Here is a 25,843-nt window from a genome sequence, read left to right on the forward strand (position 1 = left end):
GCATGTTTTATTCTATCAAAGAATTGGTCGAGCAAGCAGATCTGGACTTTCAAGGAAATGTCGCAGAACTCATGATTACAACAGAGTTTGAATTGACCGGTCGCGAACGTGAAGAAGTCTTCCTTCTCATGGAACGCAATCTGGAAGTCATGAAAGCCTCTGTCCAACTTGGCCTCAATGAAAATAAATCTCGTAGTGGCCTGACAGGTGGAGATGCTGCCAAATTGGATCACTACATCAAAAACGGAAAAACTCTGTCAGATTACACGATTCTCTCTGCTGCCCGAAATGCCATTGCAGTCAATGAACACAATGCTAAAATGGGCTTGGTTTGTGCCACTCCTACCGCAGGAAGTGCTGGCTGTCTGCCTTCCGTTCTCACTGCTGCTATTGAAAAATTAGACCTCAACCACGAGCAACAGCTGGATTTCCTCTTTGCTGCCGGTGCCTTTGGACTAGTCATCGCAAACAATGCCTCTATCTCAGGTGCTGAGGGCGGTTGCCAGGCCGAAGTCGGTTCTGCCTCTGCTATGAGTGCTGCAGCCTTGACTCTAGCTGCCGGTGGAACACCTTATCAGGCCAGTCAGGCCATTGCCTTTGTCATTAAAAATATGCTAGGCCTCATCTGTGACCCTGTTGCCGGCTTGGTTGAAGTTCCCTGCGTCAAGCGCAATGCTATGGGAGCTAGCTTTGCCTTCATCGCAGCAGACATGGCCTTGGCAGGTATCGAATCTAAAATCCCTGTGGATGAAGTTATCGATGCCATGTACCAAGTGGGTTCAAGCATGCCAACTGCCTTTCGTGAAACAGCTGAAGGTGGACTTGCTGCTACCCCAACTGGTCGTCGCCTCCAAAAAGAAATTTTCGGAGAATAAGCTTATCAAATAGGAGAAATCATGGCCTCTATTACAGCTATCTTTTTCGATCTGGATGGAACCCTCGTTGACAGGTCTATCGGGATTCACAATGCCTTTACCCATACCTTTAAAGAGCTGGGGGTGCCTAGCCCTGATGCCAAAACTATTCGTGGTTTTATGGGACCGCCTCTTGAAAGTAGTTTTGCGACCTGCCTGCCCAAAGAACAAATTTCTGAGGCTGTGCAGATATACCGTTCCTACTATAAGGAAAAAGGCATCTATGAAGCTCAACTCTTTCCTCAGATTCTAGACTTGCTTGAGAAGTTATCGAGCAGTTATCCACTCTATATCACCACTACAAAGAATACCCCTACCGCTCAAGACATGACTAAAAACTTGGGAATCCATCATTTCTTTGATGGCATTTATGGTTCCAGCCCTGAAGCACCCCATAAGGCAGATGTCATTCGCCAAGCCTTACAGACACATCAACTAGCCCCAGAACAAGCCATTATCATCGGTGATACCAAGTTTGATATGCTGGGAGCTCAAGAAACAGGCATTCAGAAATTGGCCGTCACTTGGGGATTTGGAGAGCAAGCAGATCTACTAAACTATCAACCTGATTATATCGCCCACAAACCCATAGAAGTTTTGGAGTATTTTCAATAACATAGACTGGGCGACAACCCCATTTCAGAAGAAAATGGAGTAATACTCAATGAAAATCAAAGAGCAAACTAGGAAAGTAGCCGCAGGCTGCTCAAAACAGTGTTTTGAGGTTGTAGATGGAACTGACGTAGTCAGGAACATATTTCTACGGCAAGGCGACGTTGACGTGGTTTGAAGAGATTTTTGAAGAGTATAAGTCTCTACATAACAAAATGCATATTACCAAGGTTCTTCAGACCTGATAATATGCATTTTTCTTTTTTATTCAACGTGGGTTGTTTGATTAGCAAAGGCGATAATAGCTTGCTTCAACTCATCTCCACTGAGAGTGCGGAACTCTTCAATCTTTTGATCGATGGCTTCTAGAGGCATGACATTAACCTTACCAACGAAAATCTTATCCATAACTTGGTTATCAACAAGTTCAGTTGATACCAAGAGTTCTTCGTAGAGTTTTTCACCTGGACGGATTCCAACTTCAACAATTGGAATTTCGCTTTCGGTGTGTCCACTTAGAAGGACCATTTTCTTGGCCAAGTCATAAATCTTGACTGGTTTGCCCATATCAAGGATAAAGACTTCTCCATCCTTGGCATAAGCACCAGCATGGATAACCAAACGGCTAGCTTCTGGAATGGTCATGAAGTAACGGGTCATGCGGAAGTCTGTTACCGTTACAGGCCCACCTTCAGCAATCTGACGTTCAAAGACTGGAATCACACTACCACGGCTACCAAGAACATTCCCAAAACGAACTGCACAGTAGGTCGATTGGCTACGTTGGTTAAAGCCAGTGACAATCAACTCAGCTACGCGCTTGGTCGCTCCCATAACATTAGGGGGATTGACCGCCTTATCTGTCGAAATCATAACCATTTTAGGTACTTTGGCTTCATCAACAGCCCTAGCAACATTGTAGGTTCCACGGATATTGTTTTTGAAGGCTTCTTTTGGATTGCGTTCCATCATAGGAACGTGCTTGTGGGCCGCCGCATGATAAACAATAGCTGGTTTATACTGCTCAAAGACTTGCAAGAGACGGTCATAGTCTTGAATATCTGCGATAACTGGAACATAATCAATCCCTTGGAACTTACGAATTAATTCATGATACACAAGGTAGATTGAGTTTTCCCCGTGACCGAGCAAGACAATACGTTCAGGATTGAAGCGGCTAACTTGGCGACAGATTTCAGAACCGATTGAACCACCAGCCCCTGTAACCAAGATTGTTTTTCCAGTAAGTTCTGCTCCCAGACGCGATTCGTCAAGACGAATTTCCTGACGGCCCAAAAGGTCTGTGATATCAATCTTCTGGAAGCCTCCACCTGCTTGGTGAAGCCCCTGAACAACTGTTTCAACCTTAGGCATCTTGTAACATTTGACACCCAGCTTATTACACATTTGCAGGATACGTTCATACTCTGACGGATCAAGCGACGGAATTGCAACAATAACACGCTCGATTTGATGGCGTTTAGCTAATTCAGGCAGATTATCATAAGAGCCCAAAACAGGGATACCACCGAGTTTTTGTCCCTTTTTCTTAGCATCCTTATCCAAAATACCAACAAGTTCCAAATCACTGGTTGGGTGTTGGTAGCTGTTCATAAAGAGGGCTCCACCATCGCCAGCACCAATCAAGAAAGTCCGACGGTGTTCTCCATCACCACTTCCTTTTTTGCGTTTAGAGTAGATTAACTGCCAAGTAATACGTGGCAATAAAATCAAGAAGGTACTCAACAAGATAAAGAGCACGATAAAACGGATTGAAAAGAGTGGCAAGAAAGCATAGCAGATACTATATGACAAGACGCTGCTAGCAGTCACACCAAAAAAGATTTTCATAAAATCCGTAATTTTGCTGTAACGACTAATACTAGCGTTCAACCCCCAAAATCCAATCATCAATTGATAGAACAGGAAGGCCAAACTCGTATAGATAATGTAGTCAACAGGTGCTGGATTAATCAATCCATAGAATAAAATATAAGATACAATGATGGAAACCACCATACTGAAAATATCAAATATTCCCCAGAAGACTTGTTTTTGTTGTTTATTTAAAATTTCCACCAGATCAATGACATAATCTGTGAGTTTTTTATTCATAGAAATTTACTCCTCCTTAAAAGAGTTGGATGGTTATACTCAATGAAAATCAAAGAGCAAACTAGGAAACTAGCCGCAGGCTGCTCAAAAGACTGTTTTGAGGTTGTGGATAAGACTGACAAAGTCAGGAACATATATCCACGGCAAGACGACGTTGACACGGTTTGAAGAGATTTTCGAAGAGTATTATATTGTTATTATAGCACTTTTTCTCTAGTTTACGATTTGCTACAATCTTTTAATTGCTTTTTCGTAACAGTTTCATAAAAATAAACTGTCTGACAAATCCTGGACAAAGGGCAACAACCATCTGAATCGCAACACTCTTAGCATATTCCATGTAAGAAATTTGCCCCCTCTTCAGCATTCGTTGACGAGCCTGACGATAGAGTTTGAGGTAACGCAGTCCCCCACGACGCTCAAACATCCCTGCTCCTACACGAACCTTACACAAGATTTGATCCAGATTTCCAGTCTTAGCTCCTGCAGCAATCATATTGAGCCAGAGGAGGTCATCCTCCATATAAAGGCCATCCTCATAGTTGCCTGCCTTGAGAACCATGTCCTTCTTGAACATGACAGTCATGTGGTTAAAGGCACTTCTCATCCTTTGATAAGCTACAATATCTGCATGTTTGGTTGGAACACGACGGTAAGAAACAATCTCATCAGGATTGTCAATAAATTCTGCAATATGTCCACCTAATAGGTCGAGCTTGTCCTTCTCCATTAGCTGAACCTGTTTCTCAAAACGGTCTGGAACAGCTATATCATCGGTATCCATACGAGCGATGATATCGTACTGACACTGCAAAACACCCTGTCGAAGAGCCAGACCCAAACCTTGATTCTGCTCAAGAGGATAGCGTTTCACTGGAATATCAGACTCAGCTTCAACCTGGTCTAATACTTGATAGAGTTCTGGTGTGAGAGGTCCATCCTCTACGAGAACCAATTCGCTCGGTTTCAAGGTTTGATTTTGAATACTATTAATGGCATCTCTCAAAAATGTCGGATTTTCCTTTACATAGACCGACATCAAGACGCTAATTTTTTGCTTTTCAAGCACAGTTTTTCTCCAATATATAGATTTCCTTCCACTATTTTATCATAATTTTCAAGACTTTCCCATTTTTATCTTGAAAGCCAGAAACCTTACTTGACATTATAGTGAAAAAGCCTTAAAATAAGCTGTTATTAAAATCAGTTAGAAGAGGTATTATATGAAAAAGCAATCACTCTTTTTTGTTCCAGGTATTATCCTAATTGGTGTTTCCTTGCGGACTCCTTTTACTGTTTTACCCATTATTTTGGGGGATATTTCGCAAGGTCTGGGAGTAGAAGTTAGTTCACTTGGTGTTTTGACCAGCCTTCCCCTCCTCATGTTTACCCTCTTCTCGCTATTTTCTACCCGACTGGCTCAGAAAATCGGCTTGGAGCATCTCTTCACCTATAGCCTTTTCTTCTTGACTATCGGTTCTCTGATTCGACTAATCAATCTACCCCTCCTCTATCTAGGAACCTTGATGGTTGGGGCAAGTATCGCAGTCATCAATGTTCTGCTTCCTAGTCTTATCCAAGCTAATCAACCAAAGAAAATTGGTTATCTGACCACCTTATATGTAACTTCTATGGGGGTTGCGACGGCTCTGGCTTCCTATCTAGCTGTGCCCATTACACAAGCCAGTTCTTGGAAAGGACTTATCATCCTCCTCACCCTGCTCTGTCTAGCAACTTTTTTGGTCTGGCTCCCAAATCACCGCTATAATCACAGACTGACTCCACAAACCAAACAAAAAAGCAAAGCAAAGGTCATGCATAATAAACAGGTCTGGGCAGTGATTGTCTTTGCAGGTTTTCAATCCTTGCTCTTTTACACCGCTATGACCTGGCTACCTACCATGGCTATCCATGCAGGCCTATCCAGTCACGAAGCTGGCTTGCTGACCTCTATCTTCTCTCTGATTAGCATTCCTTTTTCAATGACTATCCCAAGCCTGACAACCAGTTTATCTACTCGTAACCGTCAACTCATGCTCACTCTGGTTTCACTAGCTGGTGTGGTCGGCATTTCCATGCTCTTCTTCCCAATCAATAATTTCATTTACTGGCTTGCCATCCATCTCCTCATCGGAACCGCAACCAGCGCCCTCTTCCCCTATCTCATGGTCAACTTTTCACTCAAGACAAGCGCCCCTGAAAAGACTGCCCAATTATCTGGTTTATCTCAAACAGGAGGCTATATCTTAGCAGCCTTTGGGCCAACCCTCTTTGGTTACAGTTTTGACTTTTTCCACTCTTGGGTACCAGCTGTAGCTGCCCTCTTACTCGTCGATATCCTGATGACTGTGGCTCTCTTCACAGTGGACAGAGCTGATAAAATCCTCTAAACTTCTAGTTTTTCCTAGAAGTTTTTTATATATAAAAATTTTACACATTTCTCTTGACAGGGCTTTCTTTTAGATGTACAATGTATGTGTAGAAAAATTATATATAAAAATATTACACATTAGAAAAGGAGGTTTCCCATGTACTTTCCAACATCCTCTGCCTTGATTGAATTTCTCATCTTGGCCGTACTGGAGCAGGATGATTCTTATGGATATGAGATTAGCCAGACCATTAAGCTGATTGCTAATATCAAAGAATCTACGCTCTATCCCATTCTCAAAAAATTGGAAGGCAATAGCTTTCTGACCACCTATTCTAGAGAGTTCCAAGGTCGCATGCGCAAATACTACTCCTTAACAGACCGTGGTGTAGAGCAGCTCGTGACCCTAAAAGATGAGTGGACACTCTATACAGACACTATCAATGGCATCATAGAAGGGAGTATCCGCCATGACAAGAACTGAATACCTGACTCAGCTAGAACTCTATCTCAAGAAACTGCCTGAAGCTGACCGCATCGAAGCCATGGACTATTTCAGGGAACTCTTTGATGATGCTGGAGTCGAAGGAGAAGAAGAACTCATCGCTAGCTTGGGAACTCCCAAAGAAGCGGCCCACGAAGTTCTCTCCAATCTTCTCGATAAAAAAATCAATGAAGCACCCGCTCAAAAGAATAACCGACAAATTTTGCATATCGCCTTGTTAGCTCTCCTTGCAGCCCCCATCGGTATTCCTCTGGGAATCGCCATCCTCGTGTCCCTGTTCGCAATCTTTGTGGCAGCCTTGACTGTCATCTTGGCTTTCTTTGCGGTTTCCATACTAGGTATCATCGGCGGATCCCTATTTTTAGTTGAAAGTTTCACTGTCTTAGCCCAAGCTAAATCAGCCTTTATCTTGATTTTTGGTTCTGGTTTACTGGCTATCGGTGCTTCTTCACTAGTCTTACTAGGTATTTCCTATGTAGCTCGCTTCTTCGGTCTACTCATTGTTCGCCTGGTGCAATTTGTTCTCAAAAAAGGAAAGAGAGGTGACCAGCATGCGTAAATTGACAAAAGGATTTCTCATTTTTGGTGTGGTGACTACCATTATCGGCTTTATCCTGCTCTTTGTAGGGATCCAATCTGACGGGATTAAGAGTCTGCTTGCCATGTCCAAGGAGCCTGTCTATGATAGTCGGATGGAAGAGTTGACCTTTGGCAAGGAAGTCGAAAACCTAGAGATTACTCTCCATCAACACGCACTGACCATCACAGACTCTTTGGATGATCAAATCCACATTTCTTACCATCCATCTCTTTCTGCTCACCATGATCTTATCACAAATCATAACGATAAAACTCTAAGCCTCACTGATAAGAAACTGTCTGAAACTCCATTTCTCTCTTCTGGAATTGGCGGGATTCTCCATATCGCAAGTAGCTACTCTCGTCGTTTTGAAGAAGTTATTCTACAAGTTCCAAAAGGAAGAACTCTAAAAGGAATCAACGTGTCAGCCAATCGTGGACAAACCACCATCATAAATGCTAGCCTTGAAAATGCAACTCTCAATACAAATGGTTATCTCCTCCGAATTGAAGGAAGTCGTATCAAAAACAGCAAATTCAAAACACCAAATATCATCAATATCTTTAGCACAGAACTGACAGATAGTCAGCTAGAGTCAACAGAAAATCACTTCCATGCTGAAAAAATCCAAGTACACGGTAAGGTGGAATTGGAGGCGAAAACAGACCTAAACCTCCTACTTTCCGAAGAAGAAAAACAAAGAATCAACTTAGATCTTTCAACAAAACATGGTTCTATTCTTCATTTTGTGAGAGAAGGAAGACGTTCATTTAACAATAAAGAAAACAGAGATGAACATTTAAGCAATCCTTATAAAACAGAAAAAGCTGATGTGAAAGATCAACTCATAGCAAGGGCAGACCAGTATATCTATCTACTCAAAGCAGAGGAACACGAGTCTTCTTCTAGAAATCGTTGACAAAAGCGCTTACATCTGCTACTATGAAAGCATATTTATCTAACTAAAAAGGAGGTTCTACCATGAAACAAGAATGGTTTGAAAGTAATGATTTTGTAAATACAACAAGCAAGAACAAACCTGAAGAGCAAGCTCAAGAGGTTGCAGACAAGACTGAAGAAACGATAGCCGATCTCGATACACCAATTGAAAAAAATACTCAAGTAGAGGAGGAAGTCTCTCAAGCTGAAGTCAAACTGGAAAGCCAGCAAGAAGAGACAATTGAAACGCCTGAAGACAGTGAATCGAGAACAGAAATAGAAGAAAAGAAAGCATTAGATTCTACTGAAGAAGAGCAAGATCTTTCTAAAGAAACAGAAAAAGTCACTATAGCTGAAGAGAGTCAAGAAGCACTTCCTCAGCAAAAACCAACCACGAAAGAGCCCCTTCTTATCAGTCAATCCTTAGAAAGTCCCTATATCCCCGACCAAGCTCCAAAATCTACGGATAGATGGAAAGAGCAAGCGCTTGATTTTTGGTCTTGGCTAGTGGAAGCAATCAAATCTCCTACAAGCAGTCTTGAAACAAGTAGCACACACAGTTACACAGCCTTTCTTTTGCTCATTCTGTTTTCTGCATCTTCCTTTTTCTTTAGTATCTACCACATCAAACATGCTTACTATGGACATATAGCAACTATGCATAATCACTTCCCTGAACAATTTGCTTCATTAAATCTCTTTTCGATTATCTCTATCCTAGTAGCAACAACACTCTTCTTCTTTTCATTCCTCTTGGGTAGTTTCGTCGTGAGACGATTTATCTACCAAGAAAAGGACTGGACGCTAGAAAAGGTTCTCCAACAATATAGTCAACTATTAGCAATTCCAATCTTCCTCACTACTATTGCTAGTTTCTTTGCCTTCTTTGACAGCCTACGATTTACAGCCCTTTTGTGTGTGATTAGCATTGGAATCATTCTGCTTGCCAGTCTCCATATCATTACAAGACCAAGTCAATCAAGTGAAACCGACTCCTTTTATCAGTTATTCTTGTCTGTCCTTGTGAACGGAGTCATTATCCTCCTCTTCTTTGTAGCTGAAGTGGCACTGATTGGAGATTATCTTCGTATCTTGGCCTTTCTTTAAACTTCATACTCTTCGAAAATCAAATTCAAACCACGTCAGCTTCGCCTTACCGTATGTATGGTTACTGACTTCGTCAGTTTCATCTACAACCTCAAAACAGTGTTTTGAGCAGCCTGCGGCTAGCTTCCTAGTTTGCTCTTTGATTTTCATTGAGTAGCAATCCTGTCTTTCATGGCAGGATTTTTTCTATGTCAAAAAAGCAAGTCGATTGACCTGCTTCTGATTTACTCTTCTTGTGCTAATGCTTTAAAATCTTGTCCTAGGATGGGTTGTATTTCTAATTGATTGGCATCTAATTGGTGGTAAGATGCTGATGATAATGACTCTAGGAATTTTGCATAGTCCAAGCGGGCAATGGCTTCATAGTCTTCTGGTTTAGAGCCGTCTCCTGTAATTTGAACCAAGTCAATCTCCCACTGAACTTCCTTATCCAGCAATTGCTCAATATAGGCAGCAGGAACAAATGGTTCTCTCGGTAATACTGTCTTGACTCCTTGAGCCAGATGGTAAACACCGTGAACTTGTCCTTCTCCATCCTGATAGAAGGAAACTCTTGCAAAGTAAGCATCTGTCTCTTGAACTGCACGTACACCTGCTTCAAACTGTGCCAAACCATCTGCCTCTAAAAAGCTTTTCAAGTCCTCATGACTAAAGAAAACAGGATTAAAAATTCCTTGGCAAATCGTCAAACGAGCTGCAGTATCTGCTAGATGGGCTTGGATACTTGCCTGGAAATACGCTTCAAAATCAAAACCATCTAGTCCTTCAATCTCAGTTCCTGTATAAGCAAGCAGAGCATCTAAAAATGATTTGATAATCTGCCAGTCTGTCTGCGTGAGTAGGTCAGGAAGATCGACACGGTAAGCCTTTTGACCATCAGCATAACTGACCTTAAAAAGAAATTGTGATTGCCCCACTATCGCACACTCGATATACTCGAGACGATTAAGAGGCTGACGGAGATAGACAGTATCATAGCTATGTGACTCCAAACCATCTACCAAGGCCAAGAGCGACTTGGCAGTCAAAATTTCCTGTTCTCCTAAAATGCTCTGTTTATTTGGAATAAAAAATGTTTTCACCATAACTGGACTCCTTTGAAATCGTTTACATATAGTATACCTTATTTTCCTGAAAGATACAGAAACAAACTTTAGATTTTTGAGTAAAAAGCATAGAAAAACAGTCCCTAAGGACTGTTTAATCTTATACTGTAGCTGCTTGATCCAAGCTTTCACCGATAGCGGCTAGGCGCTCGACAACTTCAGCTTGTGTTAATTCATTTTCTGAAACATAGCGGTTACGTGGGTGAACACGGCACTCGTGTGAGCATCCACGAAGGTACTTGTCTTCATTTTCTTCTGATGTCAAGATACGACGGTTACAGAATGGATTTCCACAGTTGACATAACGTTCACATGGTGTTCCATCAAACCAGTCTTTCCCTACGATGGTTGGGTTGACATGGTTGACATCTACGGCAATACGCTCGTCAAAGACGTACATTTTCCCATCCCAAAGCTCACCTTGGACTTCTGGGTCTTTACCGTAGGTTGCGATTCCTCCGTGCAATTGGCCGACATCTTTGTAGCCTTCACGGACCATCCAACCTGAGAATTTCTCACAGCGAACTCCACCTGTACAGTAAACTACGACACGCTTGTCCATGAATTTTTCTTTGTTATCACGAACCCACTGTGGCAACTCACGGAAGTTGCGGATATCTGGGCGGATAGCCCCACGGAAATGTCCTAGGTCATACTCATAATCGTTACGTGTGTCAAGGACAACCGTATCTTCGTCAAGAAGAGCTTCTTTGAACTCTTTTGGAGACAAGTAAGCACCTGTTGTTTCAAGTGGGTTGATGTCGTTATCAAAGTCGTTGTCTTCCAAACCAAGGTGGACAATTTCTTTCTTGTAGCGAACAAACATCTTCTTGAAGGCTTGTTCATTTTCTTCGTCAATCTTGAACCAGAGGTCTTCCATTCCTGGGAGGCTGTGAACGTAGTCCATGTATTTTTGAGTTGTTTCGTAGTCACCTGAAACTGTTCCGTTAATTCCCTCGTCAGCGACTAGGATACGACCTTTAAGGCCGATTGATTTACAGAAAGCCAAGTGATCTGCAGCAAATTGCTCTGCATTTTCAATTGGAGTGTAAAGGTAGTAAAGTAAGACACGAATATCTTTTGCCATAAGATTTGTTCTCTTTTCTATTCTTAAATTTTCAGAATTTTTCATCTAACTATACTAGTATACCTGCTTGAGAAAACGAATGCAATTTATTTGACTGGAAATTGTAGAAAGGGATTTATCCCTGCATTTCGTCAGTAACCATAGCGAATAGCAGATAATTCTCTCAATTTTTTGATCTGCTCAGCTTGATTTTCTGATAACATCAGCTTATTATCAATCAACACACGTGAGACGTCAACATTCATTTGGTTCAATATAAACGGGGTAGAGGTCCCATCGTTCTTTAATCGCTTTTTATAAATCACTAACTGATTTTTCAAGGGAGTCAGCTGAGGCGTATCCTCTATATCTTCCAGTAGATAATCAATGATAGTCATGGCTTCACAACGTCTTTCGCTTCCTCCAGCAAACCACTTTAATGGTGTCATTCTTATTTTCCTCCTTAAATTGAAAAGCTATTATTCCTAAATCTCGTACCAATATTTTACCCAAATACCCTGTGTAAAAAAGTCAGCAAAAATGGTAATGTTGCGAAAATATTATTAATCACATGCACCGCATAGGATGGATAAATGCTCTTGGTATAGCGGGTCAAACTAGCAAAGATGATGCCAGATGTTGCAAAGACGAAGATATCTAACAAACTAGGCAGGCTTGAAAAATGAGGAAGAGCAAATAAAATTGACGGAAGAAGCAAATCAAGGCCAAATCTCGAATGCTTAAAAAAGGCGTGTTGCATTAATCCTCTATAGATTAGCTCTTCCATAAGTGGAGTCAGAAAGAACAAAGTTATATAGATACCTAGCTCAGCAAAGTTGCTCCCACTATAACCGATCAATACAGCCCAACCTTCAGCAGTTGACTGAACATGTTTAGCTGTCTGAACGTTAAAAGAGATCTGGAGCACTACCACTAATACTGTCAAAATCGAATACCAAAGCCATTTTTTTCTTGGAATGCGAAAAAGATAGCCGTGCCCTGTCTTAAACAGAATCCAAATCATGACTCCGCTAAATAGCAAACTCAAAAGATTTTGAATCCAGACGAAATTGCCAATCTGGGAAGAAAATTGCCAATAATTTTGGACGATAAGCGTTAGCTGAGAAAGGCCAAATACGAAAAATAAGTAAGAGAAGACTGCACTTATTTTGAATAGAAGTTGATACTTTTTCATGTGAACCCTCCGTTGTAAACTTGGAACATCTCTAATATAAGCTATATTTTCCTAAATCCTTACTCCAAATCCTAAATGGTATTTGAGATTTCCTGAATGGTTAAACAGCGATAAGAAAACACAGATATCTATGCTCTCGTTTCAAAAAATCACTGCCTCCCCCAGATAAGCCTGAGGAAAACAGTGATTCAATTTTTAGGAATTAGGAATGAATACACGAAATCAATTGATCTTATGATTTTTTGTTTTTCAAGAATTCATCATATTGTTTTTGCATTTCGTTCAATACTTTATCGTAAGCACCTTCAGATTTCAATTTTTCCATCAATTCTGGAATAGCTTTATCTGGGTCTACAGTACCAGTGTTGATAGCTGTATCGAATTGTTGCATTGTGTTAGAGATTGCTGAGATTTCAGATTTCACATTGTCAGTGTTAAAGATGAATCCAAGTGCTGGAGATTCTTTAGCTTCAGCCAATTGTTTCTTAGAATCTTCGATTTGTTGGTCTGTAACGTTTTCGTTGATGTAAAGGATCCAGTTGTTACCAGTGTTCCATCCACCCATGTGAGTGTTTCCTTTGTAGCCATCAAGGACTTTAACACGGTTTTCTTTACCTGGAATTTTTTCCCAGTTCTTGCCTTCTGGACCATAAACAAGACCATTCAAGAGTTCTGGGTTAGTGTTCAAGAGGTTCAACACTTCCATTGATTTTTCTTTGTTCTTAGAGTTGTTTGAGATAACAAAGTTAGCAACTTGTGTTGTTTGGTTTTTCTTGATGAAGTTAGTGATTGGTTTGATTTGGATGTCTTTGTTTGCAACACGTGAAAGCAAGCTGTTACCGTAGTCAGCTGGTCCTACTGTTTCTTCACGAACGAACCAAGTATCTTGTTGAAGGTCAAATGAAGTATCGCTTGTTGCTACGTCTTTTGGAATGTATCCAGCTTCATAGAATTTGTGAAGAGTCTTCAAGTGTTCTTTAAAGCGAGGCACTTCGTAACGGTTTACGATCTTAGTAGTGTCCCCTTCAAGGTCGATAACGAATGGAAGTCCATTTGGAACTGGGTAGTCAAAGTTATCAGATGGGATAAAGTTCTTAGTAACCGCAAATGGCACTACATCTGGAGCTTTTTCTTTGATTTGTTTCAAGACTGGTTCAAGTGTTTCATATGAAGTGACACCTGAAATATCGATACCGTATTTAGCAAGAAGAGTTCCGTTGAAGGCGAAGTTTTGAGATGATGCAACGTTGGCTGCAACTGGAACTGCGTAAATTTTACCGTTAATGCTGTTACCTTTGATGTAAGCTGGGTCAAGTGCTTTATAAAGCTCTGCTCCTTCTTTCTTATACAAGTCAGTCAAGTCAGCATAGGCACCTTTTTGAGCATTTACAACATAGTTAGATGCAAAGGCGATATCGTAGTTTTCACCAGATGATGTGATAACTGACATTTTCTTATCATAGTCACCCCATCCAAGATATTGGATATCCAATTTAGCACCAACTTTTTCACCGATGATTTTGTTAGCATTTTCTAGCAATTCATCTAAGTTATCTGGTTTGTCACCGATTTGGTACATTTTGATAACAGTTTTTTCACCTGAAGCTGAGTCAGCAGCTTTTTTGCTGTTACCTGAAAGGTTTCCACAAGCAGCGAGACCAGCAGCCAAAGCGACTACACTAGCAGATGCAAAAGCATATTTTTTCCAGTTTTTCATGACAAAAACTCCTTTTTTTTATTTTTAAACTTATAAACAATGTAATGATCTTAACTTCACGCAAGGGAAGTTTGGAAATGAGAAATGATTTTTCTCGACAAGTACTATTCTTTCACACCACCGATAGTCAAACCTTTTACAAAGTAGCGTTGGAAGAATGGATACAAAATCGCGATTGGAAGGGTTGCGACCACAACCATGGCCATACGACCTGTTTCTTTTGGAAGAGCAACTCCCAGTTGACCAGATAGGCCGACTGCTTTGGCGATGTAGTCCATATTTTGCTGGATTTGCATGAGCAAATATTGCAATGGATACAAGTTGTCACTCTTGATGTAAAGAAGGGCGTTGAACCAGTCATTCCAGAAACCAAGAGCTGTCAAAAGCGTGATGGTTGCGATACCTGGTAATGACAATGGCAAACAGATTTGGAAGAAGATCCGGGCCTCACTAGCACCATCGATACGAGCGGATTCTAGAATAGCTTCTGGAATGGTCTTCTTGAAGAAGGAACGCATCAAGATGATGTTAAATGGTGAGAGAAGCATTGGAACAATCAAGGCCCAAACTGTATCACCAAGTTGAAGTAAACGAGTCACCACGATATAGCCCGGTACCAAACCAGCGTTAAACAACATACTAAGAAGGGCAAAAATCGTAAAGAATCTGCGATACTTAAAGGTTGTCCGTGAAATAGCGTAGGCATAAGTTGTTGTGATAAAAACGTTTGTGATAGTCCCCACCACTGTTACAAAGACTGAGATGAAGAGAGCTTGGAGAATTTTATCCTTAAACTGTGCCAAAAACTCAAAACCGTCTAAGCCAAATTGAGATGGGAAGAAGCTATATCCATTTTGGAGGATACTCTTTTCATCTGTCACCGAAATAACGATAACGAATACAAAGGGTAGGATACAAGAGAGGGCAACCAAACCAGAAATGGTACTGAAGAAGATATCTGCTTTCTTACTGAAGGAGTGAATGCCGACATTATCAATTTTTTCTTTTTTAATTTTCTTTTCTGCCATATTCTCCTCCTTTCTAGAACAAGGCTGAGTTTGGATCAACTCGTCTTGCCAGTAAGTTTGATAGGATAACCAGAATCAAGCCGACTACTGATTGGTAGAGACCTGCTGCTGAAGCCATCCCGATATCCGCTGTCTGAGTCAAACCGTTATAAACATATACGTCCAAGACATTGGTTACGTTATAAAGCTGACCAGCATTGTGGGGGATTTGGTAGAAGAGACCAAAGTCTGCACGGAAGATATTTCCGACTGCAAGGATGGTCAATACAGTTACCAATGGTGTCAACTGCGGAATGGTTACATTGCGAATTCGTTGCCATTTGCTAGCCCCGTCCACTGTTGCTGCTTCGTAGTAGGTTGGATCAATTCCCATGATTGTTGCATAGTACATGACACTGCTATATCCAAAGCCTTTCCAAATACCTAGGAAAAGTAGGAGATATGGCCAGATACCCAAGTCAGCGTAGAAATTGACTTCCTTCATTCCGATAGATTCTAGGAAATGGTTGAATACCCCTTTATCAATGTTTAGGAAGGCATCTGTAAAGAAACTGATGATAACCCAAGACAAGAAGTAAGGGAACAACATAGAAGTTTGGAAAATCTTAACCATTCTCTTAGAACGGAGTTCACTGAGGATGATAGCAATCCCTACAGATACAATCAAACCGATAAAGATAAAGCCGAGATTGTAGAGGACAGTATTTCGAGTGATGATAAAGGCGTCTTTTGAACTAAATAAGAATCTGAAATTATCGAGTCCGACCCATTTACTATTCACGATACTATCTATAAATCCATTACTGGTCATGTGGTAGTCTTTAAAGGCAACCACGTTCCCAAATACTGGAATGTAGAAGAATAGAATCAACCAGAGTGCCCCTGGCAAAACCATTAAGAGAAAGATCCAGTTGTCTCTCAAGGTTTTTGAAAACTTATTCATAATTTCCTCCCTTTTTTATTTTGATATCCATCTAAAAATTCCTTTTTAGACTTTTGATAACGATTACATTATTAGTATACTCCTATTTGAAGGTTAGGTTAAACTACTAATTATAGAAAAAACTCCACAAATTATTTTATGTGGAGTACTTTTTTAAGAAAGGGATGTTTCACGAGAAACACTCTGAGTAATAGCACGGTGTTCTTGTTTCTTATGTCGTGTAGATGGTTGAAGCTGTCGCAATGGTATGCCACTGGTTGGCTGTTGTGGCTGCGAAATCCTTATCTGCGTAAAAGTCGTTAAATGGCAGAATTTCTACTTCCAGCTCGTCGATGCGGTCAAGCTGGCCAGACAGATAAGCCTCGATACGACTTTCTGCGCGCTTGATGCGTTGCAAAAGTCCGCCCATACGGATATCGACCGTATCCAAGCCAAAGACCTTGTTTTCCTTCAACCATTGATGGCTAAAGAGGGCATGGAAGTCTTCAATTCGGCTTCTGAGTTCTGGTAATTCTTGTCTTGCGATTTCTTGCAGACTTTCCTTATCGTTTACTTGATAGGCCTGACGAATGCGTCGTCCCACGTCCACTTTGCTACTTAAAATCTGGTTCAACTGGGCCTGAGTTTCAAAGAGATAGGCATAATTCCCAGCTTTTTCTTTAATGTTAGCAAGCATCTCAGCTGCCTGAGCGAAGTGCGGTTTGTCCTGTTCAGGTGTCATGTGCTGGTCAAGGATCGGACAGAGAACATCCTGATAAAAGACATAGCGGTTAGGATTGATCCCGCTGAGATTACCTGGTAGGTCTGGTAAAAGGTTGGCAAGGTCAATCTGCATAAAATCTTCAACCGATAGACCTGTATTGGTCTGGAAATGAGCAGACAAACGGTCTAAGTCATTGCGATAGCTGAGTTCTGCCCAGATTTGCAAACTTGGTAAGACAGAGAATTGGGCAGTTTCCCCACCATTATCCCCCCAACCCGTTACAATGACTTCTTTGATATCATTGGCACGACAGGCCTTGTTAGCCTCAACAGCGATGAGTCGGCTGAAATGGTTATTGGGTGTGAAACCAATCCACTTCCAAGCACCACCTGCAAATGCAAGGTCATGGCTAATCTTGTGGTGATTACGGAAATTGCGGTTGTATTTTTCCTCGCTATCCTGATAATAGTCCCAGTAAACCAAGGTCACACGATCTTTGAGACGGTCTAGGTAGACACGAGTTTCTTCTGGAATTTCCACATCACGGTCGTACTGGCCATCTGTTGACATAAGTTTAAAGAACATATCGCTCCACATTTGGCAGTGGAAACCATATTTGTCTGCAATATCCAGCACGCGCTCCAAGTGTTGGCACATGAGGAGACTACGATCCACAACACCGTTCAGAATCAAGTAGCGTCCCAAACCAACCAAGTGGGCTTCGTCCATCCCGATATTGACCTTGCGAGTCTTCAGTTTAGATAGAGTAGCAAACATGCCATCAATCAGGTCATAAACCTTTTCTTCGCCGATAAGAAGAATGTCCTCTACATCACGGAGCTCCTGCACTTCTTTGACACCCCATTTTACGAAGGCTGACAAGTGGGCCAAGGTCTGGATGCAAGGAACAAAGGTAATGTCAAACTGCTGGGCATAGGCTTCGATTTCCTGCAATTCCTCAGCCGAGTAGGCTCCACGGAAATAGCCAAAGTAAGGTTGCCCTTCAATCTGGTATGTATCTTCCATGTAAAGTTCAAAGGTTGAGTAGCCCATGAGAGCCAAGACCTCAATCATCTGCTTGGCAGCAGCCACATTCAGCACCGCATTTCGAGAACAGTCTGCCATGTAGGCTAAATCTTCATAAGCCGCCTGTTCCTCAATCTCTACCTTGTCACCTTCTGCTAAAGCTGTTACCAACAAGGACAAGGCACGATAAAGTTGGTGAGATTTGCGATAAGTTAGTTGATAATGGCCACCCTCACCCTTGATAGAGATAGAGGCTTGGTCAGACTGAGCGACAGCTACTTCCACATCTGGTAGAGAAATGTGCTTTTGAAGCAACTCTATAGCTTGATGTTGTTTGGGACTAAGTCCTGTAAATCTTACCATTGATTTTCCTCCTGTAACCAGTTGACAAGGGCACCATAGAGATTGGCATCTGCATGATAGGTACAAGCTTGGATAAGAGGTGCGACCGTGTATTCTTCGTAGGCATCGATAAAGTCTTCAACAGCCTTCTTGACACCTTGGATAAAATCTGGATTTTGACTGATAGAGCCTCCCAGACTGATGACATCTGGGTCGATGAGATATTGGATATTGAGCAAGCCTTGCGCCAGATTACGGTTCATGCGCTCAATGGCTTCTTGGCAAAGGGTATTTCCTGCTGCGGCCTCTTGGTAAATCTTGCGACCGTCCCAGTCAGTCTGACCAGATTTTTCAATCACGTATCGCACCATATTCCCAGTTGATGCTAGTTGCGACCAGTTGTTGAGCTTTTCAGCAGGGGCAAGGGTGGTCATGTAGCCAAATTCTCCACCCAGGCCGTGGCGACCTCGATGAAGTCTACCATTGATAATCATGGCTCCGCCAATCCCTGTCCCAATCACGACACAGGCTGCATTTTCTAGTTCTGGATGAGCTAGCAGTTCACTAAGTCCAACGCAGTTGGCATCATTTTCCAGATGGACAGGAATCTGATAAGAGCTAAGCGCCTCATACCAAGAAAATCCGTGAATGTAGGGCACCGCACTGAAGCCATCAATCACACCTGTCTCTTGATTGACCGCGCCTGGAACGCTCATAGCAATCCCGCTATAATCCTGCTCTGACAAACGTTGATCTAGCCAAGCTAGTAAGTCCTCCAAACTTTCAGGCGTTGGAATGCTTGTCTTATTCAGTATTTTCCCATCAGGAGTCAGACTAGCAAACTTAATCCCAGTCCCTCCGATATCAATCGTTGCAATGGTCATTGTTTTTACCATAAAAAGGGGCGAATAAGCAGTTAATTCTTACTTTTTCGCCCCTCCTTTCTTTTTATGTTTACTTTTTGAAATTAAATTTCTTCTTTTTTGATGAATTCTGTACGAATCTCTTGTGGTGAAATGAGACCTCTATGAACTGGGTATGGTCGTTCAAGTAGGTCAAGAAAGAGATGTTGGCTTTCCGGTACACGTACATTTTCACTACACATATTGTAGTAACGAAGAACATAGCCTTCTTCATTTTCAGATACCTTAAAGGCTGTTGGACAGATTTGCGGTATGCTGAGAACAGAATGGCTCAAGAGGCTACCAGTCGCAGCCACGCTTCCTTCTTGTTTAGCAAGCTGAAGGCTGGTAAATGGTGTCTGCAAGGCTTTAGCACGACGATAGGCTGAAAAGCGTTCTTGGACTTGGTGGCATTCAAGCGCAAACTCGACTTCAAACTCACGCAAGCATTGTGCTTCTGGTGTTGGGAAGTAACCCCAGTCACCTAGCTCACCTGACGCACGCAGAATGGTCACTGCAATAGTGTCGTCTCCAAGGATTTCGTATTCATTCAATCCCTTGTTGGATACAGTCACACCTTTTTCATCGTCATACAGACTAACAAAGGCTTGTTGGTGTTGAGGATTTTCAGGATTTTCCCATGAAGCTGCTGGTTTGTTTGGTCGTGTCACTACCTCATAAATGCTTTCAGAATCATTACTTGAACGCTTGTTGTGAGTCTTGACCAAGAGACGGATACGGTGGTCTTTGGCAGTGTTGGTAAAGCGAGTCTTGCAACGGATTTGTGGATTATCAACGAAGATAGTCATCTCAGTTTCCAGAGGAAGGCTTGTCAATTCTTCTGAACGTCCAGCTTCACGCTTCATAAACTCGATGATGCCTTTTTGCTCTTCTTCTAGCTTTTCATCTGCACTGACAGGCACGGTCAATTCATGTTTGAGCAAAATCTTAGCGTAGCGAGCTGTGTTTTCCAAGACCTCGTAGCCCTTAAGCTCTGCATAGATTGGCTCTGTTCCTTTTGGTTGGAAATAGATATACTCGTTTCCGATGTCACCACGGTCTTCGAAGCGGATAAAATCTTCATAGGCTTCGTGAGTTGTCTTGTCATAGACTGTGATATTGTCATCCACACTCACCGTTACAAATGGCGTATCAATTACTCCATTTTGGTAAATACCGTCACGGTGTTCTTGTTCTCCTTCCAGCAATTGGAAGGTTGTCCAAGAAAGCGGTGCTAGGTGAACTGGAATAGTCACGCGCACTTGTCGAGCGATACGAGCTTGGCGGAACTTATCTTTTGGTAAATCGTACTCAAAATTAGCTCCGAGGTCTTCGATTTTAGCCTCTACAGGACGACCATCCAAGTCCTCCACACGATAACTTGGCAAGGTTAAGGCAGCCATCTTCTTGTAACCTTCTGTTGGGTGCAATTCCTTGAAATCACAAGTCGCCACATCAATCACTGTGCTGACAGTATCGACCTTATCATGCAAGCCTGTGTTAATGACAGTAAAGAGATAATCACTTTGAGCCTTAGCTGTAGCGATTTTACCCTTCCATTCGTTAAGAAGATTGCTCTTAACAAAGTTTCCGACTTGGTTAACCTTGGCAAAACGAGTTTCCATCTCGCGGTGAACTTCGTCCACGCTACAGCCACAGATGCTATCATGCGGCGCATTTTGCAAAAGAGTTTTCCAAGCATAGGTCAACTGGTCCTTGTGGTTATGACCCCCAGTGATAATAGTCAAGGGTTCTACAACTTGCTCTAGGAGGTTGCTATTTTCTTGGAAGGCTTGTTTGAGATAAATACGAGATGAAGAAGTGTTGGCAAGTGTGTACCAGCCGTCTGTTTCCTGACTGGTCAACTCACCTGTAACCGTTGATAATTGCTCTGGTAGGGCACTTTCCACAGCTTGAACATATTCATCAAAAGAACTATGAACAAAGGTTACATCTGGGAAGAGTTCATTTGCCACACGAATGGCTTCACTCAAATTTTTCTGGACAGGCTGATGGTCACAGCCGTTCATCATCAACCACTGGTTGGTCGAAGCATAGTCACGCACGTCTGCCAGTTTTTGTTTCCAGAAGGTCAAGGCCTCGTCTTTATCAACTGGGATTTCATTCCCATTACTATACCAGTTGGCAAAGAGGATACCGAGGACACGACTTCCGTCCGCACCCTGCCAGTACATTTCTGAAAACTGGGAAGTAAACTGCTCATCTTCGAGAACTTGGTTGTCAAATCCAATCGGTTTCACACCACGACCAAAGGCTGCCACGTGAATGCCTGATTTTTGAAGGATTTGAGGAGCTTGTCCCATATTTCCAAAAGTATCTGGGAAGTAACCAATCTGAGTGGATTTGCCCCATTTTGCAGCTTCTTGCTGACCAATCAAGGTATTGCGGACATTGGCTTCACTTGAAATCAAGTAGTCATCTTGCAAGATGTAAAAAGGACCAATTTTAAGTTTGCCTTCGTCGATGTATCGTTGGACTTTGTCGCGATTTTCAGGGCGAATCTCCAAGTAGTCATCAAGGACAATGGTTTGACCATCCAAGTGGAAGCTCTTGAACTCAGGGTCATTTTCAAAGAGATCAAAGAGATTGTCAAATAATTCCACCAACTGCATACGGTGGCTTTCAAAAGGCAAGTACCACTCACGATCCCAGTGACTATGTGAGATAATATGTACGACAACATTTTCCATGAAGTAAAACCTCATTCTAAATTTAAATTTTTATTGTTAACGTTTTTGGATGTAAGATTTGCTCAATCAAATTCAACAAATCACCAACAGTTTAACTCTAAATATTTTATTTATCAAGAATTTAACTATGATTTGAGATGAAATTTGAAAGAAGTATATATTTAGCTACTTTGTCTTGGTAAATTGGCTAAAAACAAGTAAAATCCTAGATTAACGAATATCCAAGTAATCCAAGACCAACTCACAGAACATCATGTTGGCCCAAGAGAACCATTCACGAGAATAAAGAGTTGGGTCATCTACGTGGAAGCTTTCATGCATAACACCAGTACCACCATCGCAAGCAACCAGCTGATCCAGTAAGAATTTCTTCTCTGCTTTATCTGTCGTTGTCAAGCCTTGGATAGACAGAGCGATTGGCCAGATATAGCGATAGAAGGTATGAGAACTTCCGAGACCGCTAGCGTATTCTCCTTGGTAGAAATATGGATTTTCAGGGCTCAAAATGGTACGACGAGTTGCTTGATACACTTCATCATCGACCGAACAGTAACCCAGATAAGGTGCAGCCAGCAGACTTGGTACGTTTGGATCATCCATGATGCTGGCATTTCCTAGACCATCCACTTCAAAGGCATAAATCTTTTCGCCCTTGCTGTTGCTTGTGTAGGCGTAATTTTCGATCCCTTCTTGGATTTCATCCTGAAGACGCTTAGCGTCTGTGATAACACTCTCGCTATCAGCTAGGTTTAATGCTGCGAAGATTTCTTGAACATACCCCAAAACAACAACTGCAAACATATTTGACGGAATCAAGTAACTATACTGACAGCAGTCATCACTCGGACGAAAAGCTGACCAGGTCATGCCTGTCACTGCAAAATCAGGGCCAAAGCCATCATTTACCAAGGTATCTTCCTTGCGGTCCGTATCGCGGACAAAACGATAAGGAGAATTCTTGTGGTCTTGTTCCACTGTCCACAGATGAAGAATTTCCTTGGTCGCTGCGACAAAAGTCTCATCAAACTGACTAGTCTCGCCAGTCTCTTTCCAGAGGAGATAAGCCAGCTGCAAAGGATAGCAAAGCGAGTCTACCTCGTACTTACGTTCCCAAATCCAGCCGTTAAGGTCTGTGTGGTCAGTCTCGTGGTGACCCTTCCAGTTTTCCTCAATGTTGAAGGAATTGGCATAAGGATCTTTAAGTACCAAGGTCATCTGACGTTTGACCAAACCTGCAATGGTCTGACGCAGAAGGGGATCTCTTTTAGCCACATGCAGGTAGGGTCTGAGTTGGGCTGTCGAATCTCGAAGCCACATAGCAGGAATATCCCCAGTCAAGACAAAAGTTGAACCATCTTCTAGGATTTCAACCGTATTGTCCAAGGTATCTGTGTAGCAACGCTCAAAGACATCCACCCACTCTGGATGGTCCTTAGCCCGTTCTGCCACTTCATCTAGCCATTCTCTAACAATTTCTTTTGAATAAATCATCGTGCAGTATCCTCTTTCAAACAAGTTTCATTTTCAGTATATAGCTTTTGAGACAGAAAATACATACACAAATGATAGTCATTTTTCTACAAAATAGTTATCTTTAAAACGCCTTTTCTAAAGACTATCTTTTTCTGATATAATGTAGAAAAACAGCTAAAGGAAAGACTATGAAACCACTACTTGAAACCATCGATACCCGATTTGGAACTGCCAGCAAGCATGCCTTTTCTCGGGGAAATACCCTGCCTTACACAGGCGTTCCTTTTGGGATGAATTACTTTGTACCCCAGACCAGCGACCAGGAGGGCTCTTGGTTTTTCGACCCACATCTGCCTATATTTCAAGGGATTCGATTAACCCACCAGCCCAGTCCTTGGATTGGGGACTACTCTTGGCTCCTTCTGACACCTGTCACCGGTCAGCTAGGGGGAGACAGCCTCTTTCACCGCCAGTCTTCCTATGACATAGATAAGTCCTCTTTCAAACCTCATTATCTGAAGATTTTCTCCCTGCGCTATCAGATTGAAACCCAGCTTACACCGACTTGCTACGGTGCTTCTATTCGTTTGGAGCAAAAGCAAGGCAAAGCCCTATCCCTCTATCTTCACGCAGCAGATGAATTAGCAGTAGAGCAAGTAGATAAGAGGAATCTTGCCCTACGACAAGAAGGAAAAACTGAGAACAACAAAAATCCACTGATACTGTTCACATCCCTGAAAATGAATATGGATATCCTTGCTATCAGCCAAGAAGGTGGAGACTGGCGAATCGACCTGGCAGATAGTCATGCTGAAATCCAGCTAGCGACTTCTTTCATCTCTCCTTCTCAAGCACTGCTTAATCTACCTCAACAAGACTTCGATAACTGCAAAGCAAGTGCACAAAAAGATTGGGAAAATCTCCTCCATCGTTTTGACATTATAGAGACAGGAGAGGCTGACCGAACCTTCTTTGATCACTGCCTTTACAGACTCTTCCTCTTCCCTCAGACTTTTTATGAGGTTGATGAATCAGGACAAGCCATCCACAAAGATTTGGCTACTGGAACTGTCAAGCCCGGTGTCCTCTTTAGCAACAATGGCTTCTGGGATACCTTCCGCACCACCTTCCCCCTCTTTGCCCTTATCATACCAGAACACTACCACCGCTTTTTAGAAGGTTTCCTCAATAGCTACCGCGATACTGGTTTTCTTCCAAAATGGCTGGCCCCAGATGAACGTGGCATAATGCCTGGCACTCTATTGGACAGTATTATCGCAGATAGTGCCTGCAAGGACATGGCCCCTGACCTAGAAGAAGAACTCCTCCAAGCCATGCTTGAAACAGCCAGCAAGTCCGACCCTCTCGGCATCAATGGCCGTCACGGACTAGCCCAATACCAAGAACTAGGCTACCTCTCTACCGACCACCACGAAAGCGTCAGCCACACCCTAGACTATGCCTATAGTGACTTTTGTATCGCCAGCTGTGCCAAAAAACTAGGGAAAATAGACACCGCTGAAACCTACAAGTCCGCATCACAAAATTACTGCCATCTATTTGACGCTGAGACAGGTTATATGCGAGCGCGTGATGTTCAAGGCAACTTCCGCCCTGACTTCTCTCCTTATAGTTGGGGACGTGATTATGCCGAATGCTCTGCCATCCAAGCAACTTTAGGCGTCCTCCACGACATCCCAGACTTAATCCAGCTTATGGGTGGAAAAGAAGTCTTTAGCAACTATCTTTTGAAAACCTGTCAAGATGCTCCCCTCTTTGAGACAACAGGCTATGGTTACGAGATTCACGAAATGAGCGAAATGGCTAGTGCTCCTTTTGGACAAATAGCCATTTCCAACCAGCCGAGTTTCCACATTCCTTATCTATTCCGTTACAGCGATTACCCTGACTACACTGCCCTTCTCATCAAGACGCTCCGCCAGAAGGCCTTTCACCCAAGTTGGGAAGCCTATCCTGGTGATGAAGACAATGGCAGTCTCTCAGCTTGGTACATCTGGTCAGCTCTCGGTTTTTATCCGACCTGTCCAGGAAAACCAAGCTATGACCTCGGAATCCCTATCTTTGACCACCTCCGAGTCTATCTCGCTAAAGAAGATAAATGGCTAGATATTCATACTGAGCAAAATCACAGCCATTTTAACTTTGTAAAAGAATGCCGATTGGATAAAACACTCGTATCAACTATTCAACACCAAAACCTCTTAAAATCTGAACAACTAACCTTCACCCTCAGCTGGTTACCAAGTCATCGCTAAATAATAAAAAATCTGCAATCCCCAAGATTATCCACAATCTGTGAATAACTATCCCAAACTGTGCTTAACTCTTGAGTTTCAGCAATTAAAACTACTTTATAATCCTCAAAAGTTACTAAATTGGTCACACAAATAAGAATTATCACTAAAATAATCAGAAGTTATCCACACTTATCCACAACCTGTTAGTAACTTTTATGAATAGCTAAGAC

Annotated in this window: 21 protein-coding genes; 8 read left to right on the plus strand and 13 right to left on the minus strand. The window is 42.2% G+C overall.

Annotated elements, in window-relative coordinates; all coding sequences use genetic code 11:
• Positions 1-2 precede the first annotated feature (2 nt).
• Positions 3-875 (plus strand): L-serine ammonia-lyase, iron-sulfur-dependent, subunit alpha, encoded by an 873-nt coding sequence (gene sdaAA / locus DXN33_RS05325; protein WP_115904546.1) that lies wholly within the window; start codon positions 3-5, stop codon positions 873-875.
• Between the two features lie 21 nt (positions 876-896).
• Entirely contained in the window at positions 897-1,529 is a 633-nt protein-coding gene (locus tag DXN33_RS05330) for an HAD family hydrolase (protein WP_115904547.1), read from the plus strand.
• 261 nt (positions 1,530-1,790) lie between these two features.
• Here DXN33_RS05330 and DXN33_RS05335 read toward each other — a convergent pair whose 3' ends face one another.
• Positions 1,791-3,641 carry a nucleoside-diphosphate sugar epimerase/dehydratase gene (locus DXN33_RS05335; protein ID WP_115904548.1) on the minus strand — a complete coding sequence of 617 codons (1,851 nt, stop codon included), beginning with the start codon at positions 3,639-3,641 and terminating at the stop codon, positions 1,791-1,793.
• A 238-nt stretch (positions 3,642-3,879) separates the two neighbouring features.
• Positions 3,880-4,710: a glycosyltransferase gene (locus tag DXN33_RS05340; RefSeq protein WP_115904549.1), complete on the minus strand. Its 831-nt coding sequence runs from the start codon at positions 4,708-4,710 to the stop codon at positions 3,880-3,882.
• Positions 4,711-4,864: 154 nt separating this feature from the next.
• Between DXN33_RS05340 and DXN33_RS05345 the strand changes: the two genes are divergently transcribed.
• The 5 genes from DXN33_RS05345 to DXN33_RS05365 all read left to right on the plus strand — a co-directional run bounded on the left by DXN33_RS05345 (position 4,865) and on the right by DXN33_RS05365 (position 9,143).
• Entirely contained in the window at positions 4,865-6,031 is a 1,167-nt protein-coding gene (locus tag DXN33_RS05345; RefSeq protein WP_115904550.1) for an MFS transporter, read from the plus strand.
• Between the two features lie 138 nt (positions 6,032-6,169).
• Positions 6,170-6,496 carry a PadR family transcriptional regulator gene (locus DXN33_RS05350; protein WP_042751793.1) on the plus strand — a complete coding sequence of 109 codons (327 nt, stop codon included), beginning with the start codon at positions 6,170-6,172 and terminating at the stop codon, positions 6,494-6,496.
• Positions 6,483-7,076, plus strand: a complete 594-nt coding sequence (locus tag DXN33_RS05355) for a DUF1700 domain-containing protein (RefSeq protein WP_115904551.1) — start codon at positions 6,483-6,485, stop codon at positions 7,074-7,076. Before DXN33_RS05350 ends, DXN33_RS05355 begins: the two co-directional genes overlap by 14 nt.
• Positions 7,069-8,016: a DUF4097 family beta strand repeat-containing protein gene (locus DXN33_RS05360; protein ID WP_115904552.1), complete on the plus strand. Its 948-nt coding sequence runs from the start codon at positions 7,069-7,071 to the stop codon at positions 8,014-8,016. The genes DXN33_RS05355 and DXN33_RS05360 overlap by 8 nt, the downstream gene beginning before the upstream one ends.
• Before the next feature lie 62 nt (positions 8,017-8,078).
• Entirely contained in the window at positions 8,079-9,143 is a 1,065-nt protein-coding gene (locus DXN33_RS05365; RefSeq protein WP_115904553.1) for a DUF6574 domain-containing protein, read from the plus strand.
• Positions 9,144-9,367: 224 nt separating this feature from the next.
• Here DXN33_RS05365 and DXN33_RS05370 read toward each other — a convergent pair whose 3' ends face one another.
• The 11 genes from DXN33_RS05370 to DXN33_RS05420 all read right to left on the minus strand — a co-directional run bounded on the left by DXN33_RS05370 (position 9,368) and on the right by DXN33_RS05420 (position 23,373).
• Entirely contained in the window at positions 9,368-10,228 is an 861-nt protein-coding gene (locus DXN33_RS05370; RefSeq protein WP_115904554.1) for a DUF4299 family protein, read from the minus strand.
• Positions 10,229-10,349: 121 nt separating this feature from the next.
• Positions 10,350-11,336: a rhodanese-related sulfurtransferase gene (locus tag DXN33_RS05375; protein ID WP_020902652.1), complete on the minus strand. Its 987-nt coding sequence runs from the start codon at positions 11,334-11,336 to the stop codon at positions 10,350-10,352.
• A 131-nt stretch (positions 11,337-11,467) separates the two neighbouring features.
• Positions 11,468-11,764, minus strand: coding sequence for a bacteriocin immunity protein (locus tag DXN33_RS05380; RefSeq protein ID WP_181897291.1), 297 nt, complete (start codon positions 11,762-11,764; stop codon positions 11,468-11,470).
• 56 nt (positions 11,765-11,820) lie between these two features.
• A complete protein-coding gene (locus tag DXN33_RS05385; protein WP_115904556.1) occupies positions 11,821-12,510 on the minus strand; it encodes a CPBP family intramembrane glutamic endopeptidase in 690 nt (229 codons plus the stop codon).
• A gap of 232 nt (positions 12,511-12,742) precedes the next feature.
• Positions 12,743-14,227 carry an ABC transporter substrate-binding protein gene (locus DXN33_RS05390; protein ID WP_000800391.1) on the minus strand — a complete coding sequence of 495 codons (1,485 nt, stop codon included), beginning with the start codon at positions 14,225-14,227 and terminating at the stop codon, positions 12,743-12,745.
• Between the two features lie 104 nt (positions 14,228-14,331).
• Positions 14,332-15,255: a carbohydrate ABC transporter permease gene (locus DXN33_RS05395; RefSeq protein WP_000818353.1), complete on the minus strand. Its 924-nt coding sequence runs from the start codon at positions 15,253-15,255 to the stop codon at positions 14,332-14,334.
• 13 nt (positions 15,256-15,268) lie between these two features.
• A complete protein-coding gene (locus DXN33_RS05400; RefSeq protein WP_004254906.1) occupies positions 15,269-16,198 on the minus strand; it encodes a sugar ABC transporter permease in 930 nt (309 codons plus the stop codon).
• 211 nt (positions 16,199-16,409) lie between these two features.
• Positions 16,410-18,290, minus strand: coding sequence for a family 20 glycosylhydrolase (locus DXN33_RS05405; protein WP_115904557.1), 1,881 nt, complete (start codon positions 18,288-18,290; stop codon positions 16,410-16,412).
• Positions 18,284-19,153: an ROK family protein gene (locus DXN33_RS05410; protein WP_049491179.1), complete on the minus strand. Its 870-nt coding sequence runs from the start codon at positions 19,151-19,153 to the stop codon at positions 18,284-18,286. Before DXN33_RS05410 ends, DXN33_RS05405 begins: the two co-directional genes overlap by 7 nt.
• An 83-nt stretch (positions 19,154-19,236) precedes the next feature.
• Positions 19,237-21,882: an alpha-mannosidase gene (locus DXN33_RS05415; protein ID WP_115904558.1), complete on the minus strand. Its 2,646-nt coding sequence runs from the start codon at positions 21,880-21,882 to the stop codon at positions 19,237-19,239.
• Positions 21,883-22,092: 210 nt separating this feature from the next.
• Entirely contained in the window at positions 22,093-23,373 is a 1,281-nt protein-coding gene (locus tag DXN33_RS05420; RefSeq protein ID WP_115904559.1) for a glycoside hydrolase family 125 protein, read from the minus strand.
• 170 nt (positions 23,374-23,543) lie between these two features.
• On the opposite strand from DXN33_RS05420, the gene DXN33_RS05425 reads away from it, so the two are divergent.
• Entirely contained in the window at positions 23,544-25,631 is a 2,088-nt protein-coding gene (locus DXN33_RS05425) for a GH92 family glycosyl hydrolase (protein ID WP_049491176.1), read from the plus strand.
• The last annotated feature ends 212 nt before the right edge of the window (positions 25,632-25,843 follow it).

The organism is Streptococcus sp. NM, assembly GCF_003390135.1.
Taxonomy (GTDB): Bacteria; Bacillota; Bacilli; order Lactobacillales; family Streptococcaceae; genus Streptococcus.